This window comes from Buttiauxella sp., from assembly GCF_049686335.1.
Taxonomy (GTDB): Bacteria; Pseudomonadota; Gammaproteobacteria; order Enterobacterales; family Enterobacteriaceae; genus Buttiauxella.
Genome location: NZ_JBAVHX010000010.1, coordinates 1 through 26,588, shown reverse-complemented (window position 1 = coordinate 26,588; position 26,588 = coordinate 1). Strand labels below are relative to the sequence as shown.

The window sequence follows — 26,588 nt, the reverse complement described above, 5'->3', positions numbered from 1 at the left end:
AACACTTAACTGGTTAATTGGCTCAATTAATTTTTAAAACATTATTTTAATTTTGAGTTTCATTCATGGAAAACTCCCCTTCACAGTCACCAAAACGTGGCATTTCAGGCATGGCGTTGTTGGTTGCTGGCGCATTTTTTATGGAATTTCTCGACGGGACGGTGATCGCAACCGCGCTGCCGGAAATGGCCAAAACCTTTGGCGTGGATGCCGTTGATTTGAATATCGGGATGAGCGCCTATCTGCTGACACTGGCGGTGTTAATTCCGGCAAGCGGTTGGATCGCCGATCGTTTTGGCGCACGCAAAGTCTTTACTCTGGCACTCGGGATTTTTACTTTTTCCTCGGTGCTGTGCGGGATGGCCAATACGCTGGAGCAATTTGTCGCGATGCGCATCTTGCAAGGAGTTGGCGGCGCGCTGATGGTGCCGGTCGGGCGACTGGCGGTGTTACGCACCACGCCCAAACATTTACTGATAACCGCTATTGCCACGCTGACCTGGCCGGCGCTGGTTGCGCCGATAATCGGCCCGCCGCTGGGCGGTTTCATCACCAGTTACGCATCGTGGCGGTGGATTTTTTATATCAACCTGCCGCTTGGGCTAATGGCGATGGCGCTGGCGTGGCGTTTGATTCCGGATATTCATGATGACGATCGCCGCCCCTTTGATGGCATCGGTTTTGCCAGCACCGCCGTGGCGATGATTAGCCTGGTGTATGGCCTGGAAATGCTCGGGCAATCGCAGATTAACGTGCTGCCAACAGTCAGTCTTCTGCTATTGGGTGCCGCATCGTTATGGTATTCACTGTGGCATTTTAAACATGCCCCACATCCAATGATTCGGCTTGATGCGTTAAAGGTACAAACCTTTGGCGTGACAATGTACGGCGGCTCGCTTTTCCGAACCTCTATCAGTGCGGTGCCTTTTTTATTACCGCTGCTGTTCCAGGTCGGTTTCGGGATGGACGCTTTTCATTCGGGCTTGCTGGTTTTAGCGGTATTTGCCGGGAACCTCGTGATGAAACCCGCTACCACACCGTTGATTCGCGCATTAGGTTTCAAAAAACTGCTGATTATTAACGGTCTGCTCAATGTCGCGTCTCTGTTGGCCTGCGCATTTCTCACGCCACACACCGCGGTCTGGTTGACGATAGCTATTCTATTCTTTGGTGGGATGTTCCGCTCAATGCAATTTACCGGCATCAGCACCCTCGCCTTCTCCGATGTACCCTCCACGCAAATGAGCTACGCCAATACGCTTTTTAGCACCGCGACGCAGTTGTCTGTCGGGTTGGGGATAACGCTGGGTGCGATTGGGATTCGACTCGGAGAGAAAATCAGCCAGTGGTTCGATATCGCGTCGATTCCCGGCATGTCGATCAAAATATCGTTTGGCATGATTACGCTGATTTGCCTGCTTGGGCTGATTGATTTGCTGCGATTGCCGCAGAACGCCGGTAGCAGTGTCTCTAAAAAACAGTAGGTTGGATAAGTGCCGCGCCTTCCGACAACGCCTGTAGCGTCCGGTGGCACAAATAATTACGGCCAGCATAGGCTGGCCGTAAGCAATATCAGACGATATTAGGCAAGGATTTCGCGAACGAACGCTTCAATCTCTTTGTTCTGGCAGTTTTCGAAGAAACACTTCTGGAAACGTTCGCCAGAGACAGCGGTTTTCACCAGCTCGCGATCGATTGAACGCAGAGTGTCCAGATAGTTTTCTTTCACGACCGCAGCTTTAACCTGGTTCAGGATGCCCGCGTTACGAACCTGTGGCTCTTTACGCTCGATTGGATAGCCTTCGCCTTTACGGCCAGTGAATGCTTTTTCAAACATGTAACGGACGTTCAGCTCTGCACCCCAGCCGAAGCCTTTAGCGAATGCCAGTGACAGCGCGTTACCGTTGTTGATTTGTGAGAACAGGAAAGCATCAGCAGGATCCAGGCAATATCCGCAAACTACACCCGGGTGGATGTTCAGGGACATCATTGCGCCCTGGCCTGTGCCGCAACCGGTCACTACGAAATCAACGGCTTTAGAATTCAACAGAATGCTCGCCATAATACCGAGGTGGATGTAGGTCAGGTGGTGATCCTGCTCATCGCTCATGCCTACGTTGTAAACCGGGTACTCTTTCTCAGCAGCAACCGCTTGCAACTCATTAAGAATGATTGCGTTTTTGCCAGCCTGACTGTTTTCCATCATCAGTGCTATTTTCATTTCCGTCTCCTGATTGGGTCACGGGATTTCCCGAGGTGAATAGCTTTGGTATGTATTAACGATACTATCTAGCAAACAGACTTTCAAATTTAATGAAATTTTGTTTTAAAAAGTAAAGATGGGCTCACACTTCTGCGTTTTAGCCAGTGAAGTCCCTTCTGTTTATGCCGATTTGGCAATACGAAACATCGCCACAATATCGTTAAGTTGATGCGCCTGCTTTTCCAGTTCCACCGAGGAGAGCGCTGATTGATGAACCAGGCTGACATTTTGCTGTGTCACCACGTCCATCTGTTTGACGGCAATCCCCACCTGCCCAATGCCTTTACTTTGCTCACCGGAGGCGTGAGCAATATCCCCCATAATGTTATTCACTTGCGTCACCGCATCGAGGATCTCGCCCATCGCCTCGCCAGCTTTTTTGACCTGCTCTGAACCGGTGGAAATATTATCCACCGATTCTTTGAGAAGGGTTTCTATCTCTTTGGCCGCCACGGCACTTCGCTGTGCCAGATTGCGAACTTCGCTTGCGACCACTGCAAAACCACGCCCCTGTTCTCCTGCCCGAGCCGCTTCAACGGCGGCATTGAGCGCCAGAATGTTAGTCTGTAATGATATGCTGTTGATAACGTTAGTGATATCGACGATTTTGTGCGAGCTGCTGGTAATCGTCTCCATGGTGCTCATCACTTTTTTTACCGACTCGCCGCCGTTACGTGCGGTCCTGGTCGCATTTTTCGCCAAATCGCTGGCGTGGCTGGCATTTTCGGCATTCAGCGTGACGGTGCTGCTCAACTGTTCCATGCTGGCAGTGGTTTCTTCTAACGCTGCAGCCAGCTGTTCTGAGCGCGATGACAGCTCGTTATTCACTCCAGCGACTTCCGTTGCATCACCGCGAATTGACGTGGCGCTTGTACGGATATCAGAAACAGCCTTGCCCCAATTGGTCTGCATTTTCTGGACGGGTGACACCATCAGGCCGATACAGTTATGACCTAAATCCGGCAACTGGATTTCCAGTTCACCGCGTGCCAAAACATGCATATGTTCGCGAATAATCTCCACCGGTCTAACCAGGAAATAATAGAGATAGCGTTCAGTCACCAACGTGATGGCAATACTCGCGACCACTGAAGCACCGAGCAGGAGTTGAACAATATCCACCCATTTTGCTTGTTGGGCATTGAGCGTAGTTTGCTGCTCTATTTCATGTAACGTCCATAATGCGAGTCCTGAAACACCGAACCAGGCAAGCGTCGAGAGAACCAGTATCAGCACCACCATGGCACGGATTTTGATATTACGAATAAACTTCATGTGATGAATTTCCCCGGTGAGTAAGTGGTTTACTGCACAATCTGCGCTAACCTCAGCTCCGAATCTTCGGTTTTTGTATATTAATTCTGAGGGTTAACCGTGCATAAACAGTATTGTCGGCACGTTTCAGCCAAACTTGATACGACTTCCGATCAAAATTTAATCAGCATGCATATGGTTACAGCGGGAAATTGTCACCCAATAATTCTCTTAAATTTAAGTTAGAGGATTCTTTATTAATTATCTTAAATGAAATTACGCAGCTTTATGCTGTTGGTAATATTCTGTTTGGCTGCATGCTAAAATCATAAAAAATATCATTTGAGCCTGCGCATAATGAAAACTGTTTATTTGCTTTTAGTGGCTGCGTTATTAAGCGGTTGCACGATAAATAAAACCCCGCAACCGGTAAAAAGTAGCGAAGTTGCAGGTGTGGTTCGTCTGGGATTTGATATTGCCCCATTACAAAGGGCGAAAGTTGATACCTGGGTCGCCCAGTCAGCTGCCAGCCACCAGTGTCAGCAGTGGGGTTATACCTCAGCTTTCCCTTACGGAGAGCCTGTCAGAACCTGTAGCCTGACCAGCGGCGCGTTGTGTCTGAACCAGACTGTCACGCTTGAATATCAGTGCCGGGGGCTCGGCATGGAAAAATATCTGAGGGATGAAATTACCGTCCAATGATTAGGAGGAGTTAACAAATGGGGTGGACATTAATATTTGTCTCGCCCCGTTAATTAAATAACAATCATTCCTATTCGCCTTCAATAATAATTCAAAAAAGAATAATATTAGCAACCATTCTCATTACAATAATATAATTAACAATTCCTTTGCATTAATGAAATAATAAAATTAAAGTAGCGCCATTGTTAAATATCTAATTCCTGGAGCGCACTATGCTTAAAGCTGAAATGATCGAAAAACTTAACGAACAAATGAATCTTGAGCTTTACTCTTCCCTGCTTTATCAACAAATGAGTGCCTGGTGCAGCTACCACAGCTTCGAAGGGGCTGCCGCGTTCCTGCGTCGCCACGCTCAGGAAGAGATGGAGCACATGCAGCGCCTGTTTGCCTATTTGACTGATACTGGAAGCCTGCCTCGCATCAATGCTATCCCAGCGCCAGATCATGATTATACTTCTCTGGATAACCTGTTTAACGCCACCTACGAACATGAACAGTTAATTACTCGTCAGATTAATGAACTGGCTCATGCGGCGATGACCTCTCAGGATTACCCGACCTTTAACTTCCTGCAGTGGTATGTTTCTGAGCAGCACGAAGAAGAAAAACTGTTTAAATCTGTACTGGATAAATTAAGTCTGGTGGGTAAAAGCGGTGAAGGCCTGTATTTCGTAGATAAAGAACTTTCTACACTGGATACACAAGCTTAAAAACTTCTCACCGGTAAGCATGCTTTATGCTTGCCGGTTCTCCTTTTCAAACCAGCAACTTGCCCCACCTTGCAAAATCTTCCGCTCCCTTTCTCTCAACCCAAATATCCTGATTAAAATCGCACTTTCATATAACTAACTGTTCCCTAAGATATTTCTTGCACCAATTTCTAAACAAGAAGTTATAGCCTGTTCCAGACATCATAAATTGCCGCTATTTTTTCTTCTCAGAAAGGCGAATATTGCCTGACCGTCTATACTCCAGTGCAGCACCATTCTCGAATTTGCTATTGGCAGAAACTAAACCCGGATAAGCGAGCTATAGACAGCCTTAACGTGGTATTGGATCCCGTGGATTACCCTTTCACACCGTAATTATAATTTCTAATATTACTTATAGTTATAAAATAATGAGCAACATTTTTTTCCTTTATCTGGTGATCACTAACATGGACAAGATGAAAAAATGTTTAACAAAAACAATAAATTAATTAAAAAATTATTTTTCCATGAGTCCTGGGACATCATGGTGATTAAAAATAGCATGCATTCATTTCCGCATAATACGCTGGATATTCTCAGTAATTCTAAGGCGCAGCTGCTTAATAAAAAATACACTTTCCAGGCAGACCCTTTTATTATCGAGAAAGAAGATAAGCTGTTTATTTTCTATGAAGCCTTTAGCTTCCTTAACTCGAGGGGGGTGCTGAAGTGCCGGGTGTTGAATAAAAATCTTGAAGAAACAGACGATATCAAGCTGCAGGGTTTTGACGACCTGAAATGCCACCTGTCCTTTCCTTTTGTTTTTTATCACGATGACAAACTGTTTATGATTCCGGAGTCGTCAGAGCGAAAGGAAGTTCTCCTGTTTCAATCCACTGAGTTTCCGGCTCGATGGGAAAAAGTCAAAGTATTACTTTCCAACGTCGAATATACCGATAATGTCTTCTTTACAGTGGAAGGCGTTAACTATCTCATTTCTACCACTCTGGATAACGAAATGGTGATTCATACGGCGAGTGATCTGTTTGGCGAGTGGAAAAAAATAGAGCCGTCTTTAACATTGTGTAATTACCACCACCGTGGCGCTGGAATGCCTTATTCAAACAATAATAAAAACTATATCCTGACTCAGGAATGCCAGCCAGGGTTGTATGGTAAATCTATTTATATCAAAGAGTTGATCAACATCAATCCATCTGCATTTGAAGAGCGTCTGGTGGCTAACATTGATCCCATCATCAATAAAAGCGCAGGCATTCATACTTTTAATTTCTCTGAAAGTTATATTGTCTATGACACCAAGGAGTGGATATTCAGCATATTATCGCCATTGAAAAAGATTATGTTTAAATGTTTAGTCAAATACCGGAAACAGTATTTTGCCTGACATCCCATATCAATGGCTGAGAATGACATCAATACAAAATCGATATGTTCATTTGGCAATCTAAGAGCCTCATCTGGAGATGACTATGGCAATTCTTGTAACTGGTGGCGCTGGCTATATTGGCTCACATACCGTACTGGCATTACTGGAGCGAGGGGATGAAGTCGTCATTATCGACAACCTCTCTAACTCGTCTAAAGCATCTTTAGACCGGGTTGCAGAATTAACCGGAAAAGTACCGACACTCTATGTTGCCGATATTTTAGACAAACACGTTCTTAAAGAAATTTTCTCAAACCATGAGATATCTGATGTTATCCACTTCGCGGGTTTAAAATCGGTCGGTGAATCAGTCAGAAAGCCTTTGGAATATTATGAAAATAATGTCGTTGGCACGCTGGTGTTGCTCAACGAGATGTTACTTGCAGGTGTCGATAGCCTGATCTTCAGCTCTTCTGCCACGGTATATGGCAATCCCGAAAAAGTCCCGCTAAGCGAAGAGTGCCAGACCGGTGGCACCACTAACCCGTACGGAACATCGAAATTGATGGTTGAGCAGATTTTGCGAGATTTCTCGCACGCACAACCTGAATTCCGCATCACTTGTCTACGCTATTTCAACCCGGTGGGCGCGCATCCTTCAGGCCGTATTGGGGAAGATCCTAACGGTATTCCTAATAACCTGGTGCCTTATATTTCCCAGGTGGCCATCGGTAAACTTGAGTGCCTGTCGGTTTACGGCAATGATTATCCAACCCCTGATGGAACTGGCGTTCGTGACTATATACATGTGCTGGATCTGGCAAGCGGGCACCTGGCAGCATTAGATCACAAAACCGAAGGTTCACCCTTCAAGGCTATTAATCTGGGGACCGGTGTAGGCTATTCCGTGATCGACCTGATTAAGGCCTTCGAAAAAGCCGCGCAAACCACCATTAATTATAAAATTGTCGACAGAAGACCGGGTGATGTCGCGGAATGCTGGTCAGATTCATCGTTAGCCCAACAAACACTGGGATGGAAGGCGATGCGTTCCCTTGATGAAATGATGCGTGACACCTGGAACTGGCAGAAAAATAACCCGAACGGGTTCAGTTCTTAATTTCCTTGCTGCGTGACCCAAAATAATTCAAGTTGCATCGCGGCGGCAAGAGAGCGAGTCCCGATGAGCTTACTAAAGTAAGTGATTCGGGCTCGTGAACGCAGCCAACAAAGATGCAGCTTGAAGAATGAAGGGTATTATTGAGCGCGAACCTTCGATATACGATACCAACCGTCACTCTGCTTGCCTTCATTCGCCAGATTAATTCTCGCTGTTCCTTTGCTATCCAGCATCGCCACCTCGATATAATACTGGCCGTTCGCCAGGGTGACAGGCAGTGGCAGATGATAACGGGTCGTGCGTTCGCCGGGCAGCCAGCTACGAATATCATCAGAAGTTTTCCCCTGAGCGATGACCTTATTGGCATCATTCACCAGGCGATATGACACATCATATTTCAGGTAAATCGGCGCAATACCATCATTTGCCCACTGGCTATTGAGCGTCAGCGTCGTGCCTCGGGATATGAAAGAGTCATGGCTTAACGAGGCTAAACGGAAACGATAACCCAGTTTTGTCAGCGCCTTATCGACGATGCCACGATAAATGATCGGCACTTCACTGGACTTCAAATTAATCGTGCTGGCATGTTGCTCTTCGGCCCAGTCAAACGTCCTTTGCACTTCTTCGAGGGTATAATGCTGTACGGTTTTCCACTCGTTCATATGGCCGCAGATCTCAAAACTTATCGGCGCATGTTTCCACGCATCATTAAAGCCAGACCAGGCCTTCTGAGCGGCTTCTAAACGCGGAGGATAATCATCCTCCATCAGATTCCAGGTCGCGGAGAAATTCCGCCAGTCGCCCAGGCAATCTGCGCGCCAGCCCGCACCACGCCTCGCGGCACTCGCGAGATTATCGCCGCCAGCAATCAGCATAATTTTGGGTGTTTTAGGAAACGCGGCGAAGTGCATCGAGACGTACTTTTCGAGTTGAGCAGGCGTGTAGCGTTTTTCAAGAGGAGTCATTGAAGGGAAATTGCTGTTATGCCATTCGCCCCAGGAACCCACCATTCCAATATCGATGTAAGCCAGGTTTTCATTGCCATCGTAGCGTTTACCAAAGGCATTCAGCAGACGTCGGCTATATTCCAGAAAAATAGGGTCGTCCAGGTCCGGTGCGAAGGTTTTTCGGTCTGGCGTCCAGACGCCTTTCACCCCTTTTTTGATCAACCATTCAGGGATTTTGCTACCGCTTTCCGGGCCATCCAACACCATAAATCGTAACCCGACATTCATCGCCGGTTGGTGGTTCGCCGCAAACCTGAAAGCATCATCAACAAGCGCAAAGTTATACTGCCCTTCCACCGGCTCAACTTCCGACCAGTAAAATCGCTCGTATTCTATGCCGGTGTCGGGATATTGCACGCGTGTCAGATGTTGGTCAAAACCCTGATGAAAGCTGGCGATGCCTGTCCCTGGATTAGTGATAGGGCCAGAGAGCGCTTTCGGCGTGACGACTGTCATCGGTACCGCTAACACCGCCCCCGGAAAAACCATGCACATCAGTGAAACTAACGTTTTCGTCTTCATAGTATTTCCGTTTTCAGTTGGGCGTGAACGAGCCCGAGACTAATTGTTACGCAGGCTGAGCCACCAGTCCCAAATCCCGACATGGAAATTACGAATCAGATCGATTCCCACTGCGGATTTGATCATATACAGCGTCAATAAGAGACACAGAACAGCAAAGATAGAGCCACCCAGAATCAGCAACGTCACCAGAATACGCACCAGGGTCGACTCTTTACGTAGCCGTTTACGCAAGTCGCGTCCGAGTAAAAAGACCATGTAGTAGCGGGCGCCAAAAAAGGGAAAGCTCTTACGAATATCAATGCGGTGGTGTGTCGAAAGAGTGATGTTAACGAGCGCGCCCTCTATCTCCTGCTTTTGTTCGGGAGTCAGTTGTGCCTGAGTTTTTTCATCAAGCACTTCGTAGAATCTGTCGATGACGATGGGGCGTCGGGTTGAATTCGTCACTTTTAACCTATTGATTTATCTATTGAATGGTAAACACCTACCGTCTTCCTGGCAATCTCCGACCAGTCATAGGTTTGCAGAAATTTACTGTAATCCGCACCCGTTAACCCACGTCTGCGCTTTATTTTCTCTGCTAAATCAGCCACATCACCCACTTTAAAATAGGCGTCCGCTGGCAAACCGACTTCAAGATTTGCCGGAATATCACTCACCACGGCGGGCAGTGAATAGGACATGGCCTCCAGTAGCGCGATGGGCAATCCCTCGTGATAAGAAGGCATGATAAAGAGCTTAGCCTGAGAAAAGACCACCTTCAGCGCGTCGCCTTTTAAGAAACCGGTCAAAATGACATTCGGCGTTTTTATGGCTAACTCTTTCAGACGCATACTGTAGTCGGAAGGATGGTCAGCATCACCGATTAACACCAACGGCTCAGAGCCGCCGGATTGCTGGTAAGCGGCTATTAAATCATGAAATCCTTTCTCTTCCACAAAACGCCCTACCGCAACAAGATAATTCTTAGGTTTCAGGGCATATCGGTCGAGTGTTTTCTTAATCAATTCAGCATCAAGGGAATGCGGGATATTCACGCCGTTATAGATCAGATGAGCATCCATGCGGCCATGTTTTTTCTGAATCAACTGATTAATCACTTCAGAAATAACGATGACTTCATTGGCGTAATTCACCGCGAATTTTTCCCCCAGTAATAACGCCTTCTTCGCAAAACCGCCCCACTTCTGACGTTCGTAATCCGGGCCATGGTGGGTAAAGACCACTTTCTTGCCCAGTACGCGCAGCAGTGGAACCACCAGACCCGGCCCGATAGCATGCACATGCACAATAGTGGACTTATCAAAGCAGGTCTTAAACGCGGCTAAAACGGAATGAACAATGGCTTCCAGCGAGCGTTTTTTGGGCGCCCACAGCGCCACGGTTTCAATATTCTTGTACTGCGACCGACTGTAACCAACATACGGGGCTCGAGCGATAACACAAATATCCACATCGAACTGTTGTTTGATGGCGGGATAAAGATTTTGGCAATGTGTTTCCACGCCCCCTAATACATCGGGGATGCCACGCGTGCCGATAACAGTAATTTTCTTTGTCATATCACGGTTTGCTCAGCAATTCTTGATACAAATCGAGCAACGCTTTCATATGATTACGCATGGCGTATTTATCGCAGAGGCGTTGGTGGGCATTTAATCCCATCTGGTGCGCTTTATCCGGGTTTTCGGCCAGCTCATCGAGCACACTGGCCAATGACTGGGCATTTCCTGGCTCAAATAATGCGCCATCTACCCCGTCGCGTATTTGTTCGGGTATTCCACCAATACGCGAACCCACGATGGGACGCGCAAATGACATCGCTTCTAATACCGACATCGAGCAGTTTTCATTACATTCAGAAGGGACAATGATCGCACGAGCATGCTTAATTAATGTGTCTAATCCCTCGCCTTGTTGCACATAACCGAGGAATTCTGCCAGTGGATATTGCTTAATCAGCTCATTATAAATCGGCCCATGGCCAACGATTTTCAGCGGAATTTTATTGCGCATCAGCTCATGCGCCTGCGCTAAAGTTTCAATCCCTTTTTCACGACTCACGCGCCCGACATAGAGCAAATAACCATGGTCTTCAATGCCCTGGAACGGTTGGCTGTCATCAATACCATTCACAATGACTTCAATGCGTGAATGGGGCAAAGTGTGTCTTATTATCCCGCGCAGAAACTCACTCGGCGAGATAATCACATCCAGAGCCTGATAATTCTTAGCAATATATTGCCAGGTGGCTTCTAAAGAGAGCAGCAAACTCTTCGATGCCGATCCTTCGTAGCAGCGATATTTAAAGGCATTAAATACCGCCCCGTTGATACAGGCATCACAGACCTTTCCATCACGTAACATGGCATAGGAGGGACAGGCAATTTTGTAATCGTGGGCAGTGAGCACCGTTTTACAGCCAAAATCCCGGGCAATCTTTATTATTGATGGAGTGAGCTGATGGTAGATATTATGAAAGTGAACAATATCCGGGCGCTCTTTCTCAAGCAATGCCTTCATTTTTTTGCAGGCTTCAGCGTTATGTATGAAGTCTAAGGCCGTCTTTAGACCGCCGAGAATGTGGCTTCCCTTATGGTAATCAACATTGCTGACAAAATAGTCCGCATAGTCTGAAGGGAAGTTTTTCTCATGCTGCATTGAGAAATCAATAACCTCGACACCAGCCTGTTTCAGCATTTCGCGCTCTTGGAAATAAACCGTTTCTGCACCACCTTTGATGTAGAAAAACTTATTCACCAGTAAAATTTTCATCATAGTGGCCTATTCATGAATGACTTTGCTGTCGGGTGGTGTCATCGGATCGCGCATCGGATGAGTCAGTCCTTTGATTAATCCGGCAGACAGAACCGCTAAATTGAGGACACTTTGCAGGCCATTAATTAATGAACGGTTTTTAATCGTTTTCAGGATAATAAATGCAGCCAGTGGCAATAAAGCCAGCGCGATTACATCGATATTGAAGGTTAAAATCGCCAGCAGTAATAGCAGCATATAAACCGCAAAAATCATCTCGTTTTTAACCATTTTCATCGCCAGTCGCCACCAGGGTTTGCCCCAGGCGTTACGCAATAACTCACCAGGCGCTTTGTTATAACCGCTGCGCCAACGGTACATAAGCAATTTTAACGTCGGCATATTATGCGAGGTGTGGCGGAAATAAGGCACATTCAGACGGTGTAATTTATAACCGGCATCCAGCAGGCGCATCCCAAGTTCAGCTTCTTCATAAGCATGCAGGTTGCGATTGGTGAGGTAGCCAATTTTTTCTATTGCCGAACGGCGATATAAACCACCACCTCCTAAATGATCGCAATCGCCTACAGGATAAATCTCATGTAAACGCTGTTTCCGCGATTTAAATTCATAGTTAGTGGCATCATCCATTTCCACCGTCCCGGCAACACCGGCGTACACAGGATGGCTCTCGAGAAAAGCAATGGCGCTGTCGATAAATCCTTTTTCCAGCTCCATATCGCCATCCATCAACAGCAGATATTCCCCTTCGCTGTACAGATAGCCGAGCTGATGCCCGACGCCACAACAGCGATCCGCGGGCTGGGTTAACGACACCACGGTAACGCCTTTATTGCTGGCCAGTTGTTGAGTGCTATCGGTAGATAAACTGTCGGCGACAATAATCTTATGAGGATATTCAGCAATCTGCTGCTGAATACTATCAATTGTTTTTTCAATACATTTGGCTTCGTTAAGCGTTTTTATACTCACGGAGATAAAGGGTTTATGAATCATATTATTGCTCCGCAACACGATAAACGGATCGACGAATAACCAGACAAGAGCCCAGTGACAGATAGAACAGAAATTGTAACATTGGCGTTATTGTGAGTATCTGACTGTAGGGCAAACTCAGTAAGCAACTGATAGCAAATACACTGTATGCAGGTGCAAAACTGACTAATTGCAGATCCTGTGTGTCTAATTGCTCGCGCGCTAAAAGCGCTTTAGGCTGCACAATTTTCAGGATGTAGATAATTAAACCGACAAATAACAGGGTTCCCACTACGCCCACTTCCCAGAGCAACATACTCAAAGAGGTAGAATCGAGGATCAGGTTATAAGTGAGGTTCAGGAAGCCTGGCGAAACGGCACTTCCGCTGTTGGTGGCGTTCAGTCCATAACCAAATAAGGTGCCTGAAAGTCCCCAAAGATCGTTATTTTTCAACCAGAAGATGAGTGTCGTAAAACGCCCTATTTCACCCGAAGGCAGAATATAGTTGGGGTCAAAAATATAACTGAGTGAATCAATGAAAACAGCGAGTGAGCTTTGCGATGGATCCGTTCCAAAAGCGGTGGAATAACCCGACGCTAATATCACGATGGCAAGCGCAATCAATAACGCCATACCTGCGAAGATCAACAGCAGTGCTTTGATATTCACTTTGTTCACGCCTTTGACGAAACTCGGCATTATCCAAACCAGAGCCAGCAGGATGGGTGATAACAGAATGACAAATTTCACTTCGCCGACGATGCACAAGCCAAAACCCAAAATCACATGCAAGGCCATCGATTTAAAACTGGTCAGACCGTGCTTAAATTCGGAGACTTTGAGCAGCATAATCAGCAGGCAAAATAGCCCCATCGCTGCGGTATTTCCGCCGCCCAACGGGTCGCCGCCGAAGGTTCCTACCACGGAGTCCCATTTATCTTCTTCGCCACGTACCACAACACGTTGGGGCACAACAAACAGTAACTGATAAAGAACCACCGGGAATTGAGCGTAAAACACCCAATACAAAGAACGGGTTACGCGGTAAATCTGCGACTCACGACAGAATCCCAACAACAGGCAGAACATCACCAGAGACAGTGCTATCTCATTTTTAAATCCGACAATCGCATCGGTCACCCCTGCCTGCAAAACGGTAGAGACACCCGCCATCACCATGAAAATCAGGTACAGCGTCAGCACCACGATCTCTTGCTTGTCGAGGTGCAATTTTTCGTAGCGGGTTTGCATGACCAACAACACGAACATCAGCAGTGTCAGGAAGAAAGGGATCCACAGCACCGCTAATACGCCGGTAAAATATTGAACCAACCCGCAGATAATCAGGGTCAGGAAAGAGTATGTCTGTAAATAATTCCCAGTATTGAGATTCATAATACAACCGGCCTGTCTTTCAATAGATTGGCGCGTTTATTTACCTTGAGATAAATAAAGGCATAACGAACGAAAGTTAATACCGAGAACAGAATAATCGACGTGGCATAGTCGTTATAAAAATAAGGCACAATGACAAAGGCAATCAGTACAATCGCTAATTGTTCAAACTGAATGCGCAGAAAATAGCGATGAGAACCAAAAATCAGTTCGATCACCGTCAATGGGCAAACCGCCAGAGCCGGGAATAAATAAGGCAGCATATAGCGTGAGGTGGGAATCGAATTTATCCAGTCCTCGCTAAAGCCAAGATGCATGACGATGGGATAGAAAATAAACACCCCAAGCGTACATATAATGCCCAACACCAGCAGCAATAAGCGGACCTTTTTGTACTCTTCAAAGTTAAAGGTGTTATGCCTGAAATCTATCGACCATTTTGAGAAAATCGCGTTACGTACCGCATTCCCGACAATCACTACCGGCGCCAGGCAGAAGCGGCTGACAATGGAAAAATAACCCGCCGTCAGCGCTGAGAACCAAAAGTTGATCAACATGATGGGCAAGTTACTGTTCGCCATCGCCAGCACTTCGGCACTGCCCACTTTGGTGATGTGATGAACGTGCTTATTAAAGAAGGCCAGGTTGTTTTTGGGGCTCAAATGCTCAAGTTGCACGGTGCGAATATCAAAGGCCCGCAGAATGCAGCCAATGGTCAGTACCATCATCGACCCCGCCCACGCCCAGTAAAATGCCTGGATGTGGGTGGTCAGCAGCACCGAGAGCACCACGACCACGGAGACCGAAATACGCTGGAAGACCAAAAAGCCAAAGTTTGCCGTGCGTAATGACAAATTCTCCGAAATCAAAACCCAGGTATTGGAAAGCGTGAGCAGATAAAGGAAAAAGATATTCTGATCAAACAGCCACGCGGTCAGCAGCGCATAAGGCAGCGCAATAATCAGACTTTGTAATAAGCAAAACACCACGTTTTGCGCCAGTTCATCATCGTGCTGCTTAGGAATGAGTAATTGCGAGGCAAAGGTACAAACTTGCGCCCCAATCAACGCAATACTGTAGTTAAGCGCGTACAGCCCCACTTCTGCCAGGTCATATTTGTGTGAAATTAACCAAATAGACAGCGCACCAATCAGTTGCGAAATGACTGATGAGCCGGCAATTGTGGACGCGCTTCTCAGTAAACTCATAAATGGCCTGTACCGTTCATTAATTCACTGGTTTGCAGATTGAGTGAACGTAATCCCTCTTTCGTCTCCAGATTTTTATCAATGACCTGATTAATCACCACGCCGATAACAACAGATTGATTTGTTTCCAGTTTATCCAGTGCCTGGGTGATATGGTCCGCAGGGGCGGCACCCGCTTTCAGCACGAAAATCTGGCCATCAATGACCCGGCTAATCAGTTGGCTGTCCTGGCTCTGATTCACCGCCGCCACGTCGATGATAATGCGATGGTAATGGCTGCGTAATTCACGCATCAGATGGTCAAGATTGTCAGACGACAGCATTAACAGTGACGAGATACTGGAATTGCCACGCGGCAGGAAATCCAGATTTTCATTCACTTCTACGCACAGATTCTCCACCGTCGCTTCGCCGCGCAGCAACTCAGCAACGCCACGCGCAGAGGGTTTAGCCAGCTCACTGGATAAGCCGTCTTTATTGGAGAAATCGAGATCGATAAGCAGCGTCTTCTGGTCGAAACTAAATGAATTAGCCAACAGGTTCGCCACCAGTGTGCGGCCTTCCCCGTGGTCTGCCGATGTCACCGAAACAGCCTGCAACTGGCGATTATCGAGCATGATACGGGTCCGAATACTGTGAATGATGTCGGCGTTCATCGGGTTATTGGCGATGACATCGCGGATTTGTCCACGACTCCCCAGTCCCGTGAAGCGACGAATCTCACCCAGCGGTTCGAGGTTCAGGCGCTTTTTCACCTGGCTCAGATTATTAATAGTGCTGTCCATCGCGGATTTCACGATGAAGTACATGATGCTAAAGGCCAGCACTAACAACACCACCATAATCAGCAATAAAGGTTTATTTGGTTTAACCGGACGTTCAGCAGGCACCGCCGGGTCATACAAAACCGCGTCGGATTCGTTATAACTCCCGGAGAGCGACTGTTCCTGAGTGCGCTGATAGAGCGTTTTGTACGAATCTTCGGTTTTATCCAGTGCCAGTTTCAAGCCGTTATAGCCATCACGCTTAGACGCCAGTTTCTGGAAGATAACTTTTTGATCATCCAGTTGTTTCTGGTAGCTATTTTCGTCCGCCAGTGCAGCCTGATATTGCTGACGCAGACCGGTTTCCAGTTCACCCAGCACACGATAGGTTTGATCCTGAACCGCCTGAACTTGCGCCTGAGCTTCCTGAATCTTGATGTGTTTTGGGCCATACGATTTGCGCAGCTCATATAGCGTGCGATTCGCCTGAACCAGGGCAATACGTAAATCCTGAATTTGCGCGTGGTCTGAGATAACCGGCAGCGAAATCACATCTTCCAGCGATCGTCCTGCACGTTGACGGACTTCGTTATATTGCGATTGCGCAGCGACACGGCGCTGAGTCGCATCGGCGAGGCGATTAGTGACAATGCCTAGCTGCTCGGTTTCAAAACCGTCGACGCCACGGAAGGTCAACAACCCCTCTTTACGCAGATAGTCATCAATGGCCAGTTTTTGCTCAGCGATTTGCTTTTGCAGTTCGTCCATTCGCTGCTGGTTGCTTTCACGGGCTTTCAGCGTATTACCGCGCTTTTGCGTCGCACTGTAATCAATGAACGCCTGTGCAACTCCGTTTGCCACTTGAGCGGCCAGATCTGGAGATGATGACTCGTAGGAAATCGACGCCAGATGCGTGGTACGAACGCTATTGATGGTAAGGTTTTTCACCAGCGTTTTTAGCGCCTTATCAACACGTGCTTGCTGCGTCTCTGGCGTGTTCGCATTTTTGCTGTCTGATTTAATCCCGGTGAAATCCGGATTTTCATCCAGTTTCAAATTCCGCACCGCTTGTTCGAGCACAATACGCGACTGCATCAGCGCATATTGAGTCTCGTAATAGCCGCTACGTGTAGAGTCATAACCATCCACTTGCGGGAAGGGCGAGATATTATCCGGCTGTGCTTTGATAAGCACGGTTGCCGTCGAGACATATTTCGATGTCATCATGCTGATTAATGGCCAGGCAACCGCCCCCGCAATCACGCCCGCGAGGAGGATTTTCCAACTGTTCTTTTTGATTTCTTTGGCAAACCTGGAGAAATCTATCGCGCTTTCTCGCTTCTTGCCATTTTCTACTATTGATAGTTTCATAGTTAGAAGAAGCCCATGCCAATTATAACGATATCACCGGGGTGAACGGAGTGTCTTACGTCCACGTTCTCAAGCAATTTGTTGGTACCCGACTGGCGAATATTCAGATCTTTGCGATCCGCCCTGTCTGAGTAACCTCCTGCTTGTGCAATAGCTTTTTCAACGGTGAGTCCTGGTTCATAGGTGAAAGCGTTAGGATTTCTCACTTCACCTGAAACAAAGAATTTACGGAACTCGGCGATATTTACGGTCACCATTGGGTTTTGCAAATAATCCCCGCTCAGACGTTTGGTTAACTCTGCACTGACCTGTTCCGGTGTTTTTCCTTTCAGGACTAATTCACCAATATAAGGGAAAGTAATAGTTCCACTTTTATCGATAATAAATTTCATGGTCATATCAGGTTCGCCATACACATTAATACTGACGGTATCACCTGCATCGAGAAGATATCCCGTTGAACCCGCATCAGGATTATCCATCAGTGGTGGCTTAGATGCTGAACATCCAGCCAAAAGCACACTGAATAATAAAAATGCCAGGAGTTTCATTATTTTCATTTTAAATCTGCACCTTAGCTGTAAACATAATCAGCGAATTGTCGTAGCCCAGCGTTCTCAGGACTTCCCGGTCGTCGTCAGCACCGATAAAGAACGAATCAGTTTCTTTGTTCGAGCGTAATGTATCTATTTGATATTTCAGTTCAAAATTAACAGAAGGTCTGAAGTCGTAACTCATGGAGAAAGTGAATACACCATCTTTATCCGTTCTGTCCTTGTCTTGTTTCTTATAGTCTTCCGTGGTGTAGGAGTAATCTAACAAGGTAGAGAAACGATCATTTATCCAAAAATGTTGATAAGAAATACCGTACTGCGAAACCAGAATATATCCCCCCACTTCTGAGGGGTCTTTAATACGCTGCGAGGTGTGTGCTGTAAAAATTGCCTGTTTGAGTGGTTTCCACTCAGCCTGAATATCCCAGTTTAGCCCATTAAAATCCTGCGAGTCAGGGTTGTTTTGAAACGTTTTATACAACCAGGCGACATTCATATCGACGTTGGTTTTCCCGGTTAGTTGGGACTTTATTCCATACATCAAATAATATTCATTACTGTCTTTTTCAGTAGCATTATCATAATGACGCTGGTTAGTAATAAAGCTATAACGGAAACGAGTATGTTTATTGTACTGGTCGAAAATTTCAGCGACCAGGCTATTTTCATGCCATTCCTGTTCCTGAATGTAATTGTAAAAATCCTCGTCGGTATTCTGCGCTTCCTGGGTATTGCCAAAACGCAGATTTTTATACAGCAGTGCGACTTCGGCTTTACCCCGCCCTTCAGGTGCACCGTAGCTATAACGCAACTCACTATTCAAAAGATTAGTGGTCAGCGGAGATTTAATGCCAAACTCTTGAAATTGCTCAGGCACAAAGCCTTCTGTGACTCCCCGGCCTCGTTCTTCATGGCCGATAGAGTCTTCAACATTTAGCATTAACCCATGCTTTAAGCCGTAACGCCACGCACCATTGAAACGGAAAAAATGATCATTGTAGTTATCTGCTGAGTCATTAGTGTAATCGCGATAATCACCTGAATAAACTAACAGGTATTTATCCTGATAACGCTCACCCGCCATGCTCAATACGGGCGTGACACTCAGGAAATTAGACCCAATAGCATCGTTATCATGTGGCTGATAAGTCACATTATCGACGTAACCGTAATTCGCACCCGCTTTGCCTTGAAAATCAATACCTGCAAAGCCGATATGAGATTTCGGTGTTAACTCCGCCAGGGCCGGTTGTGATAAAACTATTCCGGCTACGAGAATATGTTTAATATGCATTTTTCCCGACAAATCCTTTAAAAATAGTTTTAATAATAATTTTTATATCTAGCCACAACGACCAATTCTGGATGTATTCAATATCGTACTGAACACGCTTTTCCATTTTATAAAGTGCATCAATTTCGCCACGATAGCCGTTAATTTGCGCTAATCCTGTGATCCCCGGCTTAACTTTGTGGCGGATCATGTAGTTTTCTACCTGCTTACGATATTGCTCGTTATGCGTCACCGCATGCGGCCTTGGGCCAACAATCGACATACTGCCTTGCAGCACATTAAAGAATTGCGGCAGCTCATCGAGCGAGGTACGACGTAAAAAAGCGCCGAAGCGCGTGACGCGCGGATCGCCTTTCGTCGCTTGTACCACAGTGTCTGAATTTTCCATCACCCGCATGGTACGGAACTTCCAGACCTTAATCCGTTGCCCGCTCAGGCCGTAACGGTCTTGTTTGAAAAATACTGGCCCACGTGATGTCAGTTTTATCCCGATACCAATCACCAATAACAGGGACGAAATCATCACCATAATAATGCTGCCCAAAACCAAATCTTCAGTGCGCTTAATGAAGGAGCCAAAACCTTCGAAAGGCGAGCTCAGAATACTGATGGTTTGTAAGTTATGGACCGAGCGTAACTCCGACATATGCGTGCTGTAGGAGTTGAAATCCGGCACGATGTAAGTATTGACCGTGGTGTCGGACATCACCGCAAGGAAATGGCGGATCCTTTCCAGCGCGACTAACGGTAATGCGATATAGATCTCATCAACTCTGCCCGCTTGCGCCTCTTCTACCAGACCGCTAACTGAACCTTTAAAGGGGCTGTTAATTTTGTCAATCAGATCGTTAAACCGGGAAACATCCCGCTCATCGTAAAATGCCAGATCTAACTTCACGTTAGAATATTCTTTGAGTAATGCCGCTTCTGCCGCCAGTCCGTTAGATGTCACACCGACAATAGCGACGCGAATGTGCTTTTTCGTAGAATATTTGATGAAAACTAAATGAATTAAATAGAGTAAAAAAAGTGGTATCGCATACCAAATTATAGTAACCGGGAGAAACTTGTTTTCCAGCGCATTTAAATAGCCAACAGATTCCCACCCGCCGGATAAAAATCTAATAAACTCAACAAAAACAACGGTAAGAAAAGAACATAAGATCAATCGTAACTGGCCGCGAACGCTCCAGTTTTTAGGTCGATGTAGATAAAGCTCGGTATATTCCCCAAACAGTAAAAAAGCGGTAGAGAAAAGAAAACTGAACATTAATACAGTGCTAGTTGATTCCATTGCTAATAGCAAGCCACTCAATATTAAAATCGAGTTAATAAGAATGAAATCCGCTAGCTTAATAAATACTGGGTACCCTCCATGGGTAAACTTCAGTGAATTTCTCAGCATTGTTAGACTCGTTATTAATCGATTTATGATTATTGAAGCAGTCCTTTCCCTTCTGCATTATATCATAAGTGTAAAGAATTCGATGTAAGAATGTTATGAATTGTAAAATTTTACTGTAGCATGTTTAAAGTGTTTTGCATGTGCCTGATGTTGTGCTTTATGAAGTATAGATATTTGTTTTGCTTACAGAAGTTAGGAGAGTTTTTTGACCTGGGATTTGACTCAGGTGCGGGAGAGGGAATGGTTTGCCTGAGTTGATGCTTATGAGACATTCATCATATGAATGCCTCATAAATGAGATAACTATTTTTGGAATTGTGATTAATGAACGGTTTTGGTCTCAGACTGAGGTTGTTCTTTCCAGTAACGATGTAATTCAAGCGCAGCCGGGCCAATCGCTGCCTGACTCGCTTCATATTCTTCTTCGGTCATTTGCTCGAGCTTGACGATATTCGCTTCATCACCATGCAAGGCAATCACATCCAGCACGTTCTGCATGGTTTTGGGTAACGATGCTCCGTCACTTAACGTCACTCCACGCATGTAACCAAAACACCACTCTTCGACGATGGTGTAGTCATTACCGTCCACTTCGCGATAACCAAACAGCGGTTCGAACTGGTCAGGCGCATGGGTCAGGCGTTCAGCAATATCATTCATATGCTGAGAAGCGAGATCGTTGAAACGCTGCTGCTCTTGCGCGTTTTCCCAGTGAGGAAGTTGTTTCTCACCGCCCCACACGGCGGCCTGCCAGTCAGCCAGCGCAATCATGGTCGGCGCAGAGAGAATAGCGGTCAGCATTCCGTCTAATTCTGACACATCCAACACGGATTCATCGTTACCGTATTTGGTGAGAGTATCATCCAGCCATTCCAGTTCTTCTTCATTTAGCGGCCCGTGATTCATGCTGTGTTCTCCAAAAGGTGTTCAATTTTTACGCCGAATTTTATCAAAATGACTTATATAGTCTGTTCGGCCAGTGATATGCAGTGACTTTAACCTAAAAAGGATCATTTTTAAGAAAGGATGTCAGGAATAATAAAGTTTTCGTGATTTTCCATGCCGAATAACGTTGTCGTTTCGCCCTTCACTTCATGGGTGTTTGTTATAAAAATGTAACAATCACAACTTAAACTGCTGGCTTCTTTGAGATTAACTGACAGGAAGCGTCGATGAGCAAACCACTTTTCAAACAAGAACATAAAGAAGAAGTCAGCAATAAGAGCGATAATCCGGTTTTCTCCGGTGTGGTTGATGCGCTGTTCAGCCGCCGCCGTTTTTTACAACTCGGTGCCGTGATGGGTACGGCGGTCGCTTTTCCTTCATTATTGCGCACGCCTGCGGCACAGGCCGTAGAAATAGCGCTCTCTCGCCCCTCGACGCTGGGCTTCACCAGCATTGCGGTATCTACAGATGACACGGTGCGCGTGCCGGACGGCTACATCGCACGTCCGTTTTATCGCTGGGGTGATGCCACCGGGATGAAAGATAATCTGCCTGAATTTAAAAAAGACGGTAGCAACACCACTGATGAACAAGCCGCACAGGCCGGGATGCATCACGATGGCATGGCATGGTTCAGTCTGCCACAGGGCGGCGATTCCCCGTCCCACGGCTTGTTGGCGATGAACCACGAATATGTCGATAACGGGCTGCTGTTTAAAGATGGTGATGCGAACTGGAACCTCGATAAAGCGCGCAAGGCGCAGAACGCGATGGGCGTGTCAGTCATCGAAGTGAAAAAAGAGCCGGACGGCTGGACCGTGGTACGCCCGTCGCAGTATGCACGCCGCATCACGGTCAATACCCCGATGAGCGTTACCGGCCCGGCGAAAGGGAATGAATTGCTGAAAACCGCAGCGGATCCGGCGGGCGCAACCATTCTTGGAACCATGCAAAACTGCGCCAACGGTCACACGCCATGGGGCACGTATCTCACCTGTGAAGAAAACTGGTCCGATATTTTTGTCAAAAAAGCGGCACCCAATGCGCTGGAAAAACGCTACGGTATCAGCGACAGCGACGAATCATACCGCTGGAGCGAAGTCGACCCACGTTTTAACGTTGATGCCACGCCTAACGAACCGAACCGCTTTGGCTGGGTAGTAGAAATCGATCCGTTTAACCCCGCTTCCACCCCGCGCAAACACACGGCTCTCGGGCGCTTCAAACACGAAGGGGCGGCGATTACCCTAACCGCCGATAAACGCGTGGTGGCGTACATGGGCGATGACCAAAAATTTGAGTACATTTACAAATTTGTTTCCGATAAAACCTGGGCGGCGGACAATCGCGAGGCGGCGATGGATTTGCTCTCCTCCGGCACGCTGTATGTGGCGAAATTTAACGACGATGGCACCGGCGTTTGGCTGCCGCTAGTCTTCGGCCAGTCTGGTCTGGATGCCAGCAATGGTTTCGCCAGTCAGGGGGATTTGCTCATCAAAACCCGTCTGGCGGCCGATGTGGTAGGTGCGACGAAAATGGACCGTCCAGAATGGATAGCCGTCGACCCGCACGCGGCAGGCAGCGTCTATTGCACGTTGACCAACAATAGCGATCGCGGCAAAGAGGGCAAAGCGCCTGTCGATGCCGCTAACCCGCGCGCCAACAACGTTTACGGCCATATTATGCACTGGCAGGAACAGGGCGACGATCCGGCATCCACGCACTTTGCATGGGATATTCTGGTGATGGGCGGCAAACCGGATGCCAGCGATGAGGCTGCAAAAGGTTCAATGAACGGGGCGGAATTCGGCAGCGCCGACGGCCTGTCGTTCGATCCGCGCGGCGTGCTGTGGATCCAAACCGATGTCTCATCCAGCACGATCAACAAAAAAGCCTACGAAGGGATGGGTAACAACCAGATGTTAGCGACCGTACCGGGCAGCAATGAGTTCCGCCGCTTCCTGACCGGGCCACGCGGCTGCGAAATTACCGGCATCGCCTTCACACCGGACAACCGCACCCTGTTTATCAATATTCAGCACCCAGGTGAACCGGGCGATGACATTAGCGATCCGGCGAATCCGAATGCGGTCTCTCGCTGGCCGGATGGGGAAACGAGCGGACGTCCACGCTCCTCAACGGTGGTGATCGTCAAAGCCGACGGCGGCATTATTGGTAGTTAACAGAACCGTGACTCCAGATGTGACCGAAACCAGCCTTTGGCTGGTTTTTTTACGCTCTCACTCCCATGAAGACTATCCCATTAATAACCAAAGCAATTATGAGCGTCACTGAACTATTAGAAAGCAAACAAATAACTTGAGCTAAACTTAGCTTCACCATCACCCTTACGACTCTTTTAACGACTAAAGCTTTTTAGCCGCTTATCCCTGACATAGATGTCTTCGCTTTGCTGGGTGTCGCTTTCTATGCAAAAAATATTATCAATATTGTTTTTGCTGGCATGTTTCCCCTCACTTTTATTCTCCCCATCCCTTAGCCGGGCGGATGAAAGCGTCGTCACATCCATCGAAAAGGCGCCCGTTAAGGTTGATGCCACCAGCGCATTGCCAAAGCTACAACACCGACTGGATGTACTCAAACAGCAGGTTTCTAACGCAAAAACCGACAAACAGTTTACCAACCTGAATAATGAGTCCCAGTTACTCGCCAGTGATACCGAGCAACTGATGCTCACGCTGGAGCCACAACTGGCGCAAGTCCAGGCGCAGCTTGATGTTTTAGGCCCAGCGCCCACTAACGGTACGCTAACAGAAACCGCGCAAGTGGTGAGCCAGCGAAAAAGCTTAAATAGCAGTAAGACACTGCTCACGACGCAAATTGAGCAAATCAAAGTCATCGCTCTGGGTGCGCAAAATCTGTCAGTACAAATTGATGAATTGCGTCGTGGTGCACTTAAAACCCAGATAGCGTTGAACACCGGAACGCTGTTAGGTAAGGATTTCTGGACACCGCTGTTCACTCCTGGCGCACAGGATGTCGCTCGTTACCACAAATTGTCTTCACAACTGCGTGATGCCTGGCAGCAGGCGTGGAGTAAAGAGTGGCAGATGGGTTCTGCGGTCTATCTACTGCTGGCGCTGATGCTCGGTATATTCGGTCGTAAAATACTGGATAAGCCCATCAACTGGATCCTGTTGCACGTACTGCCACCGGGTCGTTTTCGCCGCAGTTTCCTGGCCTGTTTCACGGCGCTGGAGATAACCCTGACGCTTGGGATTAGCGTTCATCTGCTGTGCACTATTTTTACCCGTTTGCCCGCAAGCTCTCTGTGGGTGCATGAACTTGCCGGTCAACTGACAGGATTAGCGTATTTCTCAGCGCTGGTTGCCGGTCTGGGGATTTCGCTACTCTGTAACCGCCAGCCCTCCTGGCGGTTACCCGGCATTGCCGATCCCGTTGTCAAAATACTGGCTCCCTTTCCCGTCATCCTGGCCATCGCAATCTTTCTCTTTGGCAGCTTCGAACAACTGAATGCCCTGGTTAGTGCGAGCATCGACCTGACGCTGCTGGGTAATGGCCTGCTGGCCTTAGTGGTCGCGGTTATCGCGCTTGTCGCACCACTGCGGGTCAACCGCATTCGCCGCAAAATGCGTGATGAGGGCGAAGAATCGGAAGTGCGCTCAACGATTGCAGGGCTCGTTCATCTCGCGATGAGCCTTACGGCAGTCGTGATTGGGCTTAGTCTGCTGATTGGCTATATCCCGCTGGCGAGGTTTATCAGCTTTGAGTTGCTATGGATTGGACTGGTCATTAGTTGCTGGTATCTGCTGGCTCACTTCGTGGTGGATCTCTGCGACATTGTGTTTTCGCCCACCACCTATTGCGGGAAGATGCTCAAAAGCTCTCTGAGCGTCAACGACCGGCATCTATCGCTGGCTGACACACTGTTCACCGGGTTAGGCAAAACAATCCTGCTGCTGCTGGCAACGGTCGCGTTGATCAATGGCGCCTTCGGTAGCACCACGCCTCTGGAGTTACTCAATAAAATTGCCGAGATTTGGGGCGGAAAAGGACTGGAAGGTTCCAATATCATCCCTTCCCGGGTGATGAACGCCCTGCTTTGCACGGTCGTCGGGTTGTATGTACTAAGTTCGACACGTCGCTGGCTGGATAAGGATTTTCTGCCGAAAACTAAGCTCGACCGAGGGATGCGCGCCTCACTGGTGACACTGTTCGCCAACATTGGTTATGTGCTGATCATCATGCTGACCTTTTCTATGCTCGGCATTGAGTGGAACAAACTGGCGTGGATTGTCAGTGCCCTGTCGGTCGGTATCGGTTTTGGCTTGCAAGAGATTGTGAAAAACTTTATCTCCGGCCTGATCCTGTTGACTGAACGCCCGGTTAAAGTCGGTGATTTGATAAGCATCAGTGGCGTTGAAGGAGATATTCGTCGTATTAACGTCCGCGCCACTGAGATTCAGCTTAGTGATAAATCCACAGTGATTGTGCCTAACTCGCAGCTTATCTCGCAGAATGTGCGTAACGCGACGATGGGCAATGCGCAGGGTGTCGCGACGATTGCCCTCACCTTCCCGCTGAATATCGATCCCGAGCAGGTACGCACTTTGCTGCTGGAAGCTTATCGTCAGCACGAATCGATTCTTGAAACGCCTGCACCGTCGGTGAGTTTTAAGGAGTTGGGGCCGAATGGCATTGTGCTCAGCGTGACCGGTTATGTCCTCAGCCCGCGGATGGTCGGCTCGACGCGCAGTGACCTGTTATATGAAATTCTTAAAATGCTGCGTAATGCAGGTATCGACCTGAGCCAGTCGCAAAAATAATAGTGCGGTGAATTTCAGGCAATAAAAAACCACCCGAAGGTGGTTTTCACGACACTGCTTTATCATTGATTTTATAGCTTTTATTCCCATGGTGCCCGGGGCGGGACTTGAACCCGCACAGCGCGAACGCCGAG

The 26,588-nt window shown here is 47.5% G+C and carries 21 protein-coding genes; 7 read left to right on the top strand and 14 right to left on the bottom strand.

Annotated elements, in window-relative coordinates; genetic code table 11:
• Positions 1-65: 65 nt before the first annotated feature.
• The gene (locus WBL83_RS08785; RefSeq protein WP_424588783.1) at positions 66-1,484 is read left to right on the top strand and encodes an MFS transporter; all 1,419 of its coding nucleotides are present in this window, start codon (positions 66-68) and stop codon (positions 1,482-1,484) included.
• A gap of 98 nt (positions 1,485-1,582) precedes the next feature.
• Here the strand turns inward: WBL83_RS08785 and WBL83_RS08780 are convergent, their stop codons facing one another.
• Positions 1,583-2,221, bottom strand: a complete 639-nt coding sequence (locus tag WBL83_RS08780) for an RpiB/LacA/LacB family sugar-phosphate isomerase (RefSeq protein ID WP_424588782.1) — start codon at positions 2,219-2,221, stop codon at positions 1,583-1,585.
• Positions 2,222-2,383: 162 nt separating this feature from the next.
• Positions 2,384-3,538 carry a methyl-accepting chemotaxis protein gene (locus tag WBL83_RS08775; RefSeq protein ID WP_424588781.1) on the bottom strand — a complete coding sequence of 385 codons (1,155 nt, stop codon included), beginning with the start codon at positions 3,536-3,538 and terminating at the stop codon, positions 2,384-2,386.
• Between the two features lie 336 nt (positions 3,539-3,874).
• On the opposite strand from WBL83_RS08775, the gene yecR reads away from it, so the two are divergent.
• From yecR to galE, 4 genes are all read left to right on the top strand, one after another.
• Positions 3,875-4,219 (top strand): YecR family lipoprotein, encoded by a 345-nt coding sequence (gene yecR, locus WBL83_RS08770; protein ID WP_424588780.1) that lies wholly within the window; start codon positions 3,875-3,877, stop codon positions 4,217-4,219.
• 215 nt (positions 4,220-4,434) lie between these two features.
• Positions 4,435-4,932, top strand: a complete 498-nt coding sequence (gene ftnA / locus WBL83_RS08765; RefSeq protein WP_424588779.1) for a non-heme ferritin — start codon at positions 4,435-4,437, stop codon at positions 4,930-4,932.
• 466 nt (positions 4,933-5,398) lie between these two features.
• Positions 5,399-6,322, top strand: a complete 924-nt coding sequence (locus WBL83_RS08760) for a glucosamine inositolphosphorylceramide transferase family protein (RefSeq protein WP_424588778.1) — start codon at positions 5,399-5,401, stop codon at positions 6,320-6,322.
• Positions 6,323-6,407: 85 nt separating this feature from the next.
• Positions 6,408-7,424, top strand: a complete 1,017-nt coding sequence (gene galE, locus WBL83_RS08755) for a UDP-glucose 4-epimerase GalE (protein WP_424588777.1) — start codon at positions 6,408-6,410, stop codon at positions 7,422-7,424.
• A gap of 137 nt (positions 7,425-7,561) precedes the next feature.
• Here galE and WBL83_RS08750 read toward each other — a convergent pair whose 3' ends face one another.
• From WBL83_RS08750 to WBL83_RS08695, 12 genes are all read right to left on the bottom strand, one after another.
• On the bottom strand, positions 7,562-8,956 hold the full coding sequence (locus tag WBL83_RS08750) for a DUF4832 domain-containing protein (protein WP_424588776.1): 1,395 nt from the start codon (positions 8,954-8,956) through the stop codon (positions 7,562-7,564).
• Between the two features lie 39 nt (positions 8,957-8,995).
• Positions 8,996-9,403 (bottom strand): hypothetical protein, encoded by a 408-nt coding sequence (locus WBL83_RS08745; RefSeq protein ID WP_424588775.1) that lies wholly within the window; start codon positions 9,401-9,403, stop codon positions 8,996-8,998.
• Between the two features lie 2 nt (positions 9,404-9,405).
• On the bottom strand, positions 9,406-10,518 hold the full coding sequence (locus WBL83_RS08740; RefSeq protein ID WP_424588774.1) for a glycosyltransferase family 4 protein: 1,113 nt from the start codon (positions 10,516-10,518) through the stop codon (positions 9,406-9,408).
• 1 nt (position 10,519) lies between these two features.
• Positions 10,520-11,731 carry a glycosyltransferase family 4 protein gene (locus WBL83_RS08735; RefSeq protein WP_424589356.1) on the bottom strand — a complete coding sequence of 404 codons (1,212 nt, stop codon included), beginning with the start codon at positions 11,729-11,731 and terminating at the stop codon, positions 10,520-10,522.
• 9 nt (positions 11,732-11,740) lie between these two features.
• Positions 11,741-12,730 (bottom strand): glycosyltransferase family 2 protein, encoded by a 990-nt coding sequence (locus WBL83_RS08730; RefSeq protein ID WP_424588773.1) that lies wholly within the window; start codon positions 12,728-12,730, stop codon positions 11,741-11,743.
• Position 12,731: 1 nt separating this feature from the next.
• Positions 12,732-14,105 (bottom strand): capsular biosynthesis protein, encoded by a 1,374-nt coding sequence (locus WBL83_RS08725; protein ID WP_424588772.1) that lies wholly within the window; start codon positions 14,103-14,105, stop codon positions 12,732-12,734.
• Positions 14,102-15,313 carry a lipopolysaccharide biosynthesis protein gene (locus tag WBL83_RS08720; protein WP_424588771.1) on the bottom strand — a complete coding sequence of 404 codons (1,212 nt, stop codon included), beginning with the start codon at positions 15,311-15,313 and terminating at the stop codon, positions 14,102-14,104. The genes WBL83_RS08725 and WBL83_RS08720 overlap by 4 nt, the downstream gene beginning before the upstream one ends.
• Complete coding sequence (locus tag WBL83_RS08715) at positions 15,310-17,448, bottom strand: GumC family protein (RefSeq protein WP_424588770.1); 2,139 nt, start codon at positions 17,446-17,448, stop codon at positions 15,310-15,312. Before WBL83_RS08715 ends, WBL83_RS08720 begins: the two co-directional genes overlap by 4 nt.
• Before the next feature lie 2 nt (positions 17,449-17,450).
• Positions 17,451-18,008, bottom strand: a complete 558-nt coding sequence (locus WBL83_RS08710; RefSeq protein WP_424588769.1) for a polysaccharide biosynthesis/export family protein — start codon at positions 18,006-18,008, stop codon at positions 17,451-17,453.
• Between the two features lies 1 nt (position 18,009).
• Entirely contained in the window at positions 18,010-19,296 is a 1,287-nt protein-coding gene (locus tag WBL83_RS08705; protein ID WP_424588768.1) for an outer membrane beta-barrel protein, read from the bottom strand.
• Complete coding sequence (locus WBL83_RS08700) at positions 19,286-20,701, bottom strand: undecaprenyl-phosphate glucose phosphotransferase (protein ID WP_424588767.1); 1,416 nt, start codon at positions 20,699-20,701, stop codon at positions 19,286-19,288. The genes WBL83_RS08705 and WBL83_RS08700 overlap by 11 nt, the downstream gene beginning before the upstream one ends.
• Positions 20,702-21,022: 321 nt before the next feature.
• Positions 21,023-21,607, bottom strand: a complete 585-nt coding sequence (locus WBL83_RS08695) for a YecA family protein (protein WP_424588766.1) — start codon at positions 21,605-21,607, stop codon at positions 21,023-21,025.
• Between the two features lie 266 nt (positions 21,608-21,873).
• On the opposite strand from WBL83_RS08695, the gene WBL83_RS08690 reads away from it, so the two are divergent.
• Together WBL83_RS08690 and WBL83_RS08685 are read left to right on the top strand one after the other, a co-directional pair.
• The gene (locus WBL83_RS08690; protein ID WP_424588765.1) at positions 21,874-23,829 is read left to right on the top strand and encodes a PhoX family protein; all 1,956 of its coding nucleotides are present in this window, start codon (positions 21,874-21,876) and stop codon (positions 23,827-23,829) included.
• 246 nt (positions 23,830-24,075) lie between these two features.
• A complete protein-coding gene (locus tag WBL83_RS08685; protein WP_424588764.1) occupies positions 24,076-26,454 on the top strand; it encodes a DUF3772 domain-containing protein in 2,379 nt (792 codons plus the stop codon).
• Positions 26,455-26,588: the final 134 nt, after the last annotated feature.

Coding starts and splice junctions, on each gene's coding strand:
- WBL83_RS08785 (WP_424588783.1), top strand. CDS start 66: ATGGAAAACTCCCCTTCACAGTCACCAAAACGTGGCATTTCAGGCATG.
- WBL83_RS08735 (WP_424589356.1), bottom strand. CDS start 11,731: ATGAAAATTTTACTGGTGAATAAGTTTTTCTACATCAAAGGTGGTGCA.
- WBL83_RS08690 (WP_424588765.1), top strand. CDS start 21,874: ATGAGCAAACCACTTTTCAAACAAGAACATAAAGAAGAAGTCAGCAAT.
- WBL83_RS08760 (WP_424588778.1), top strand. CDS start 5,399: ATGTTTAACAAAAACAATAAATTAATTAAAAAATTATTTTTCCATGAG.
- WBL83_RS08720 (WP_424588771.1), bottom strand. CDS start 15,313: ATGAGTTTACTGAGAAGCGCGTCCACAATTGCCGGCTCATCAGTCATT.
- WBL83_RS08730 (WP_424588773.1), bottom strand. CDS start 12,730: ATGATTCATAAACCCTTTATCTCCGTGAGTATAAAAACGCTTAACGAA.
- ftnA (WP_424588779.1), top strand. CDS start 4,435: ATGCTTAAAGCTGAAATGATCGAAAAACTTAACGAACAAATGAATCTT.
- WBL83_RS08775 (WP_424588781.1), bottom strand. CDS start 3,538: ATGAAGTTTATTCGTAATATCAAAATCCGTGCCATGGTGGTGCTGATA.
- yecR (WP_424588780.1), top strand. CDS start 3,875: ATGAAAACTGTTTATTTGCTTTTAGTGGCTGCGTTATTAAGCGGTTGC.
- WBL83_RS08695 (WP_424588766.1), bottom strand. CDS start 21,607: ATGAATCACGGGCCGCTAAATGAAGAAGAACTGGAATGGCTGGATGAT.
- WBL83_RS08710 (WP_424588769.1), bottom strand. CDS start 18,008: ATGAAAATAATGAAACTCCTGGCATTTTTATTATTCAGTGTGCTTTTG.
- galE (WP_424588777.1), top strand. CDS start 6,408: ATGGCAATTCTTGTAACTGGTGGCGCTGGCTATATTGGCTCACATACC.
- WBL83_RS08780 (WP_424588782.1), bottom strand. CDS start 2,221: ATGAAAATAGCACTGATGATGGAAAACAGTCAGGCTGGCAAAAACGCA.
- WBL83_RS08740 (WP_424588774.1), bottom strand. CDS start 10,518: ATGACAAAGAAAATTACTGTTATCGGCACGCGTGGCATCCCCGATGTA.
- WBL83_RS08685 (WP_424588764.1), top strand. CDS start 24,076: ATGCAAAAAATATTATCAATATTGTTTTTGCTGGCATGTTTCCCCTCA.
- WBL83_RS08700 (WP_424588767.1), bottom strand. CDS start 20,701: ATGCTGAGAAATTCACTGAAGTTTACCCATGGAGGGTACCCAGTATTT.
- WBL83_RS08715 (WP_424588770.1), bottom strand. CDS start 17,448: ATGAAACTATCAATAGTAGAAAATGGCAAGAAGCGAGAAAGCGCGATA.
- WBL83_RS08725 (WP_424588772.1), bottom strand. CDS start 14,105: ATGAATCTCAATACTGGGAATTATTTACAGACATACTCTTTCCTGACC.
- WBL83_RS08705 (WP_424588768.1), bottom strand. CDS start 19,296: ATGCATATTAAACATATTCTCGTAGCCGGAATAGTTTTATCACAACCG.
- WBL83_RS08750 (WP_424588776.1), bottom strand. CDS start 8,956: ATGAAGACGAAAACGTTAGTTTCACTGATGTGCATGGTTTTTCCGGGG.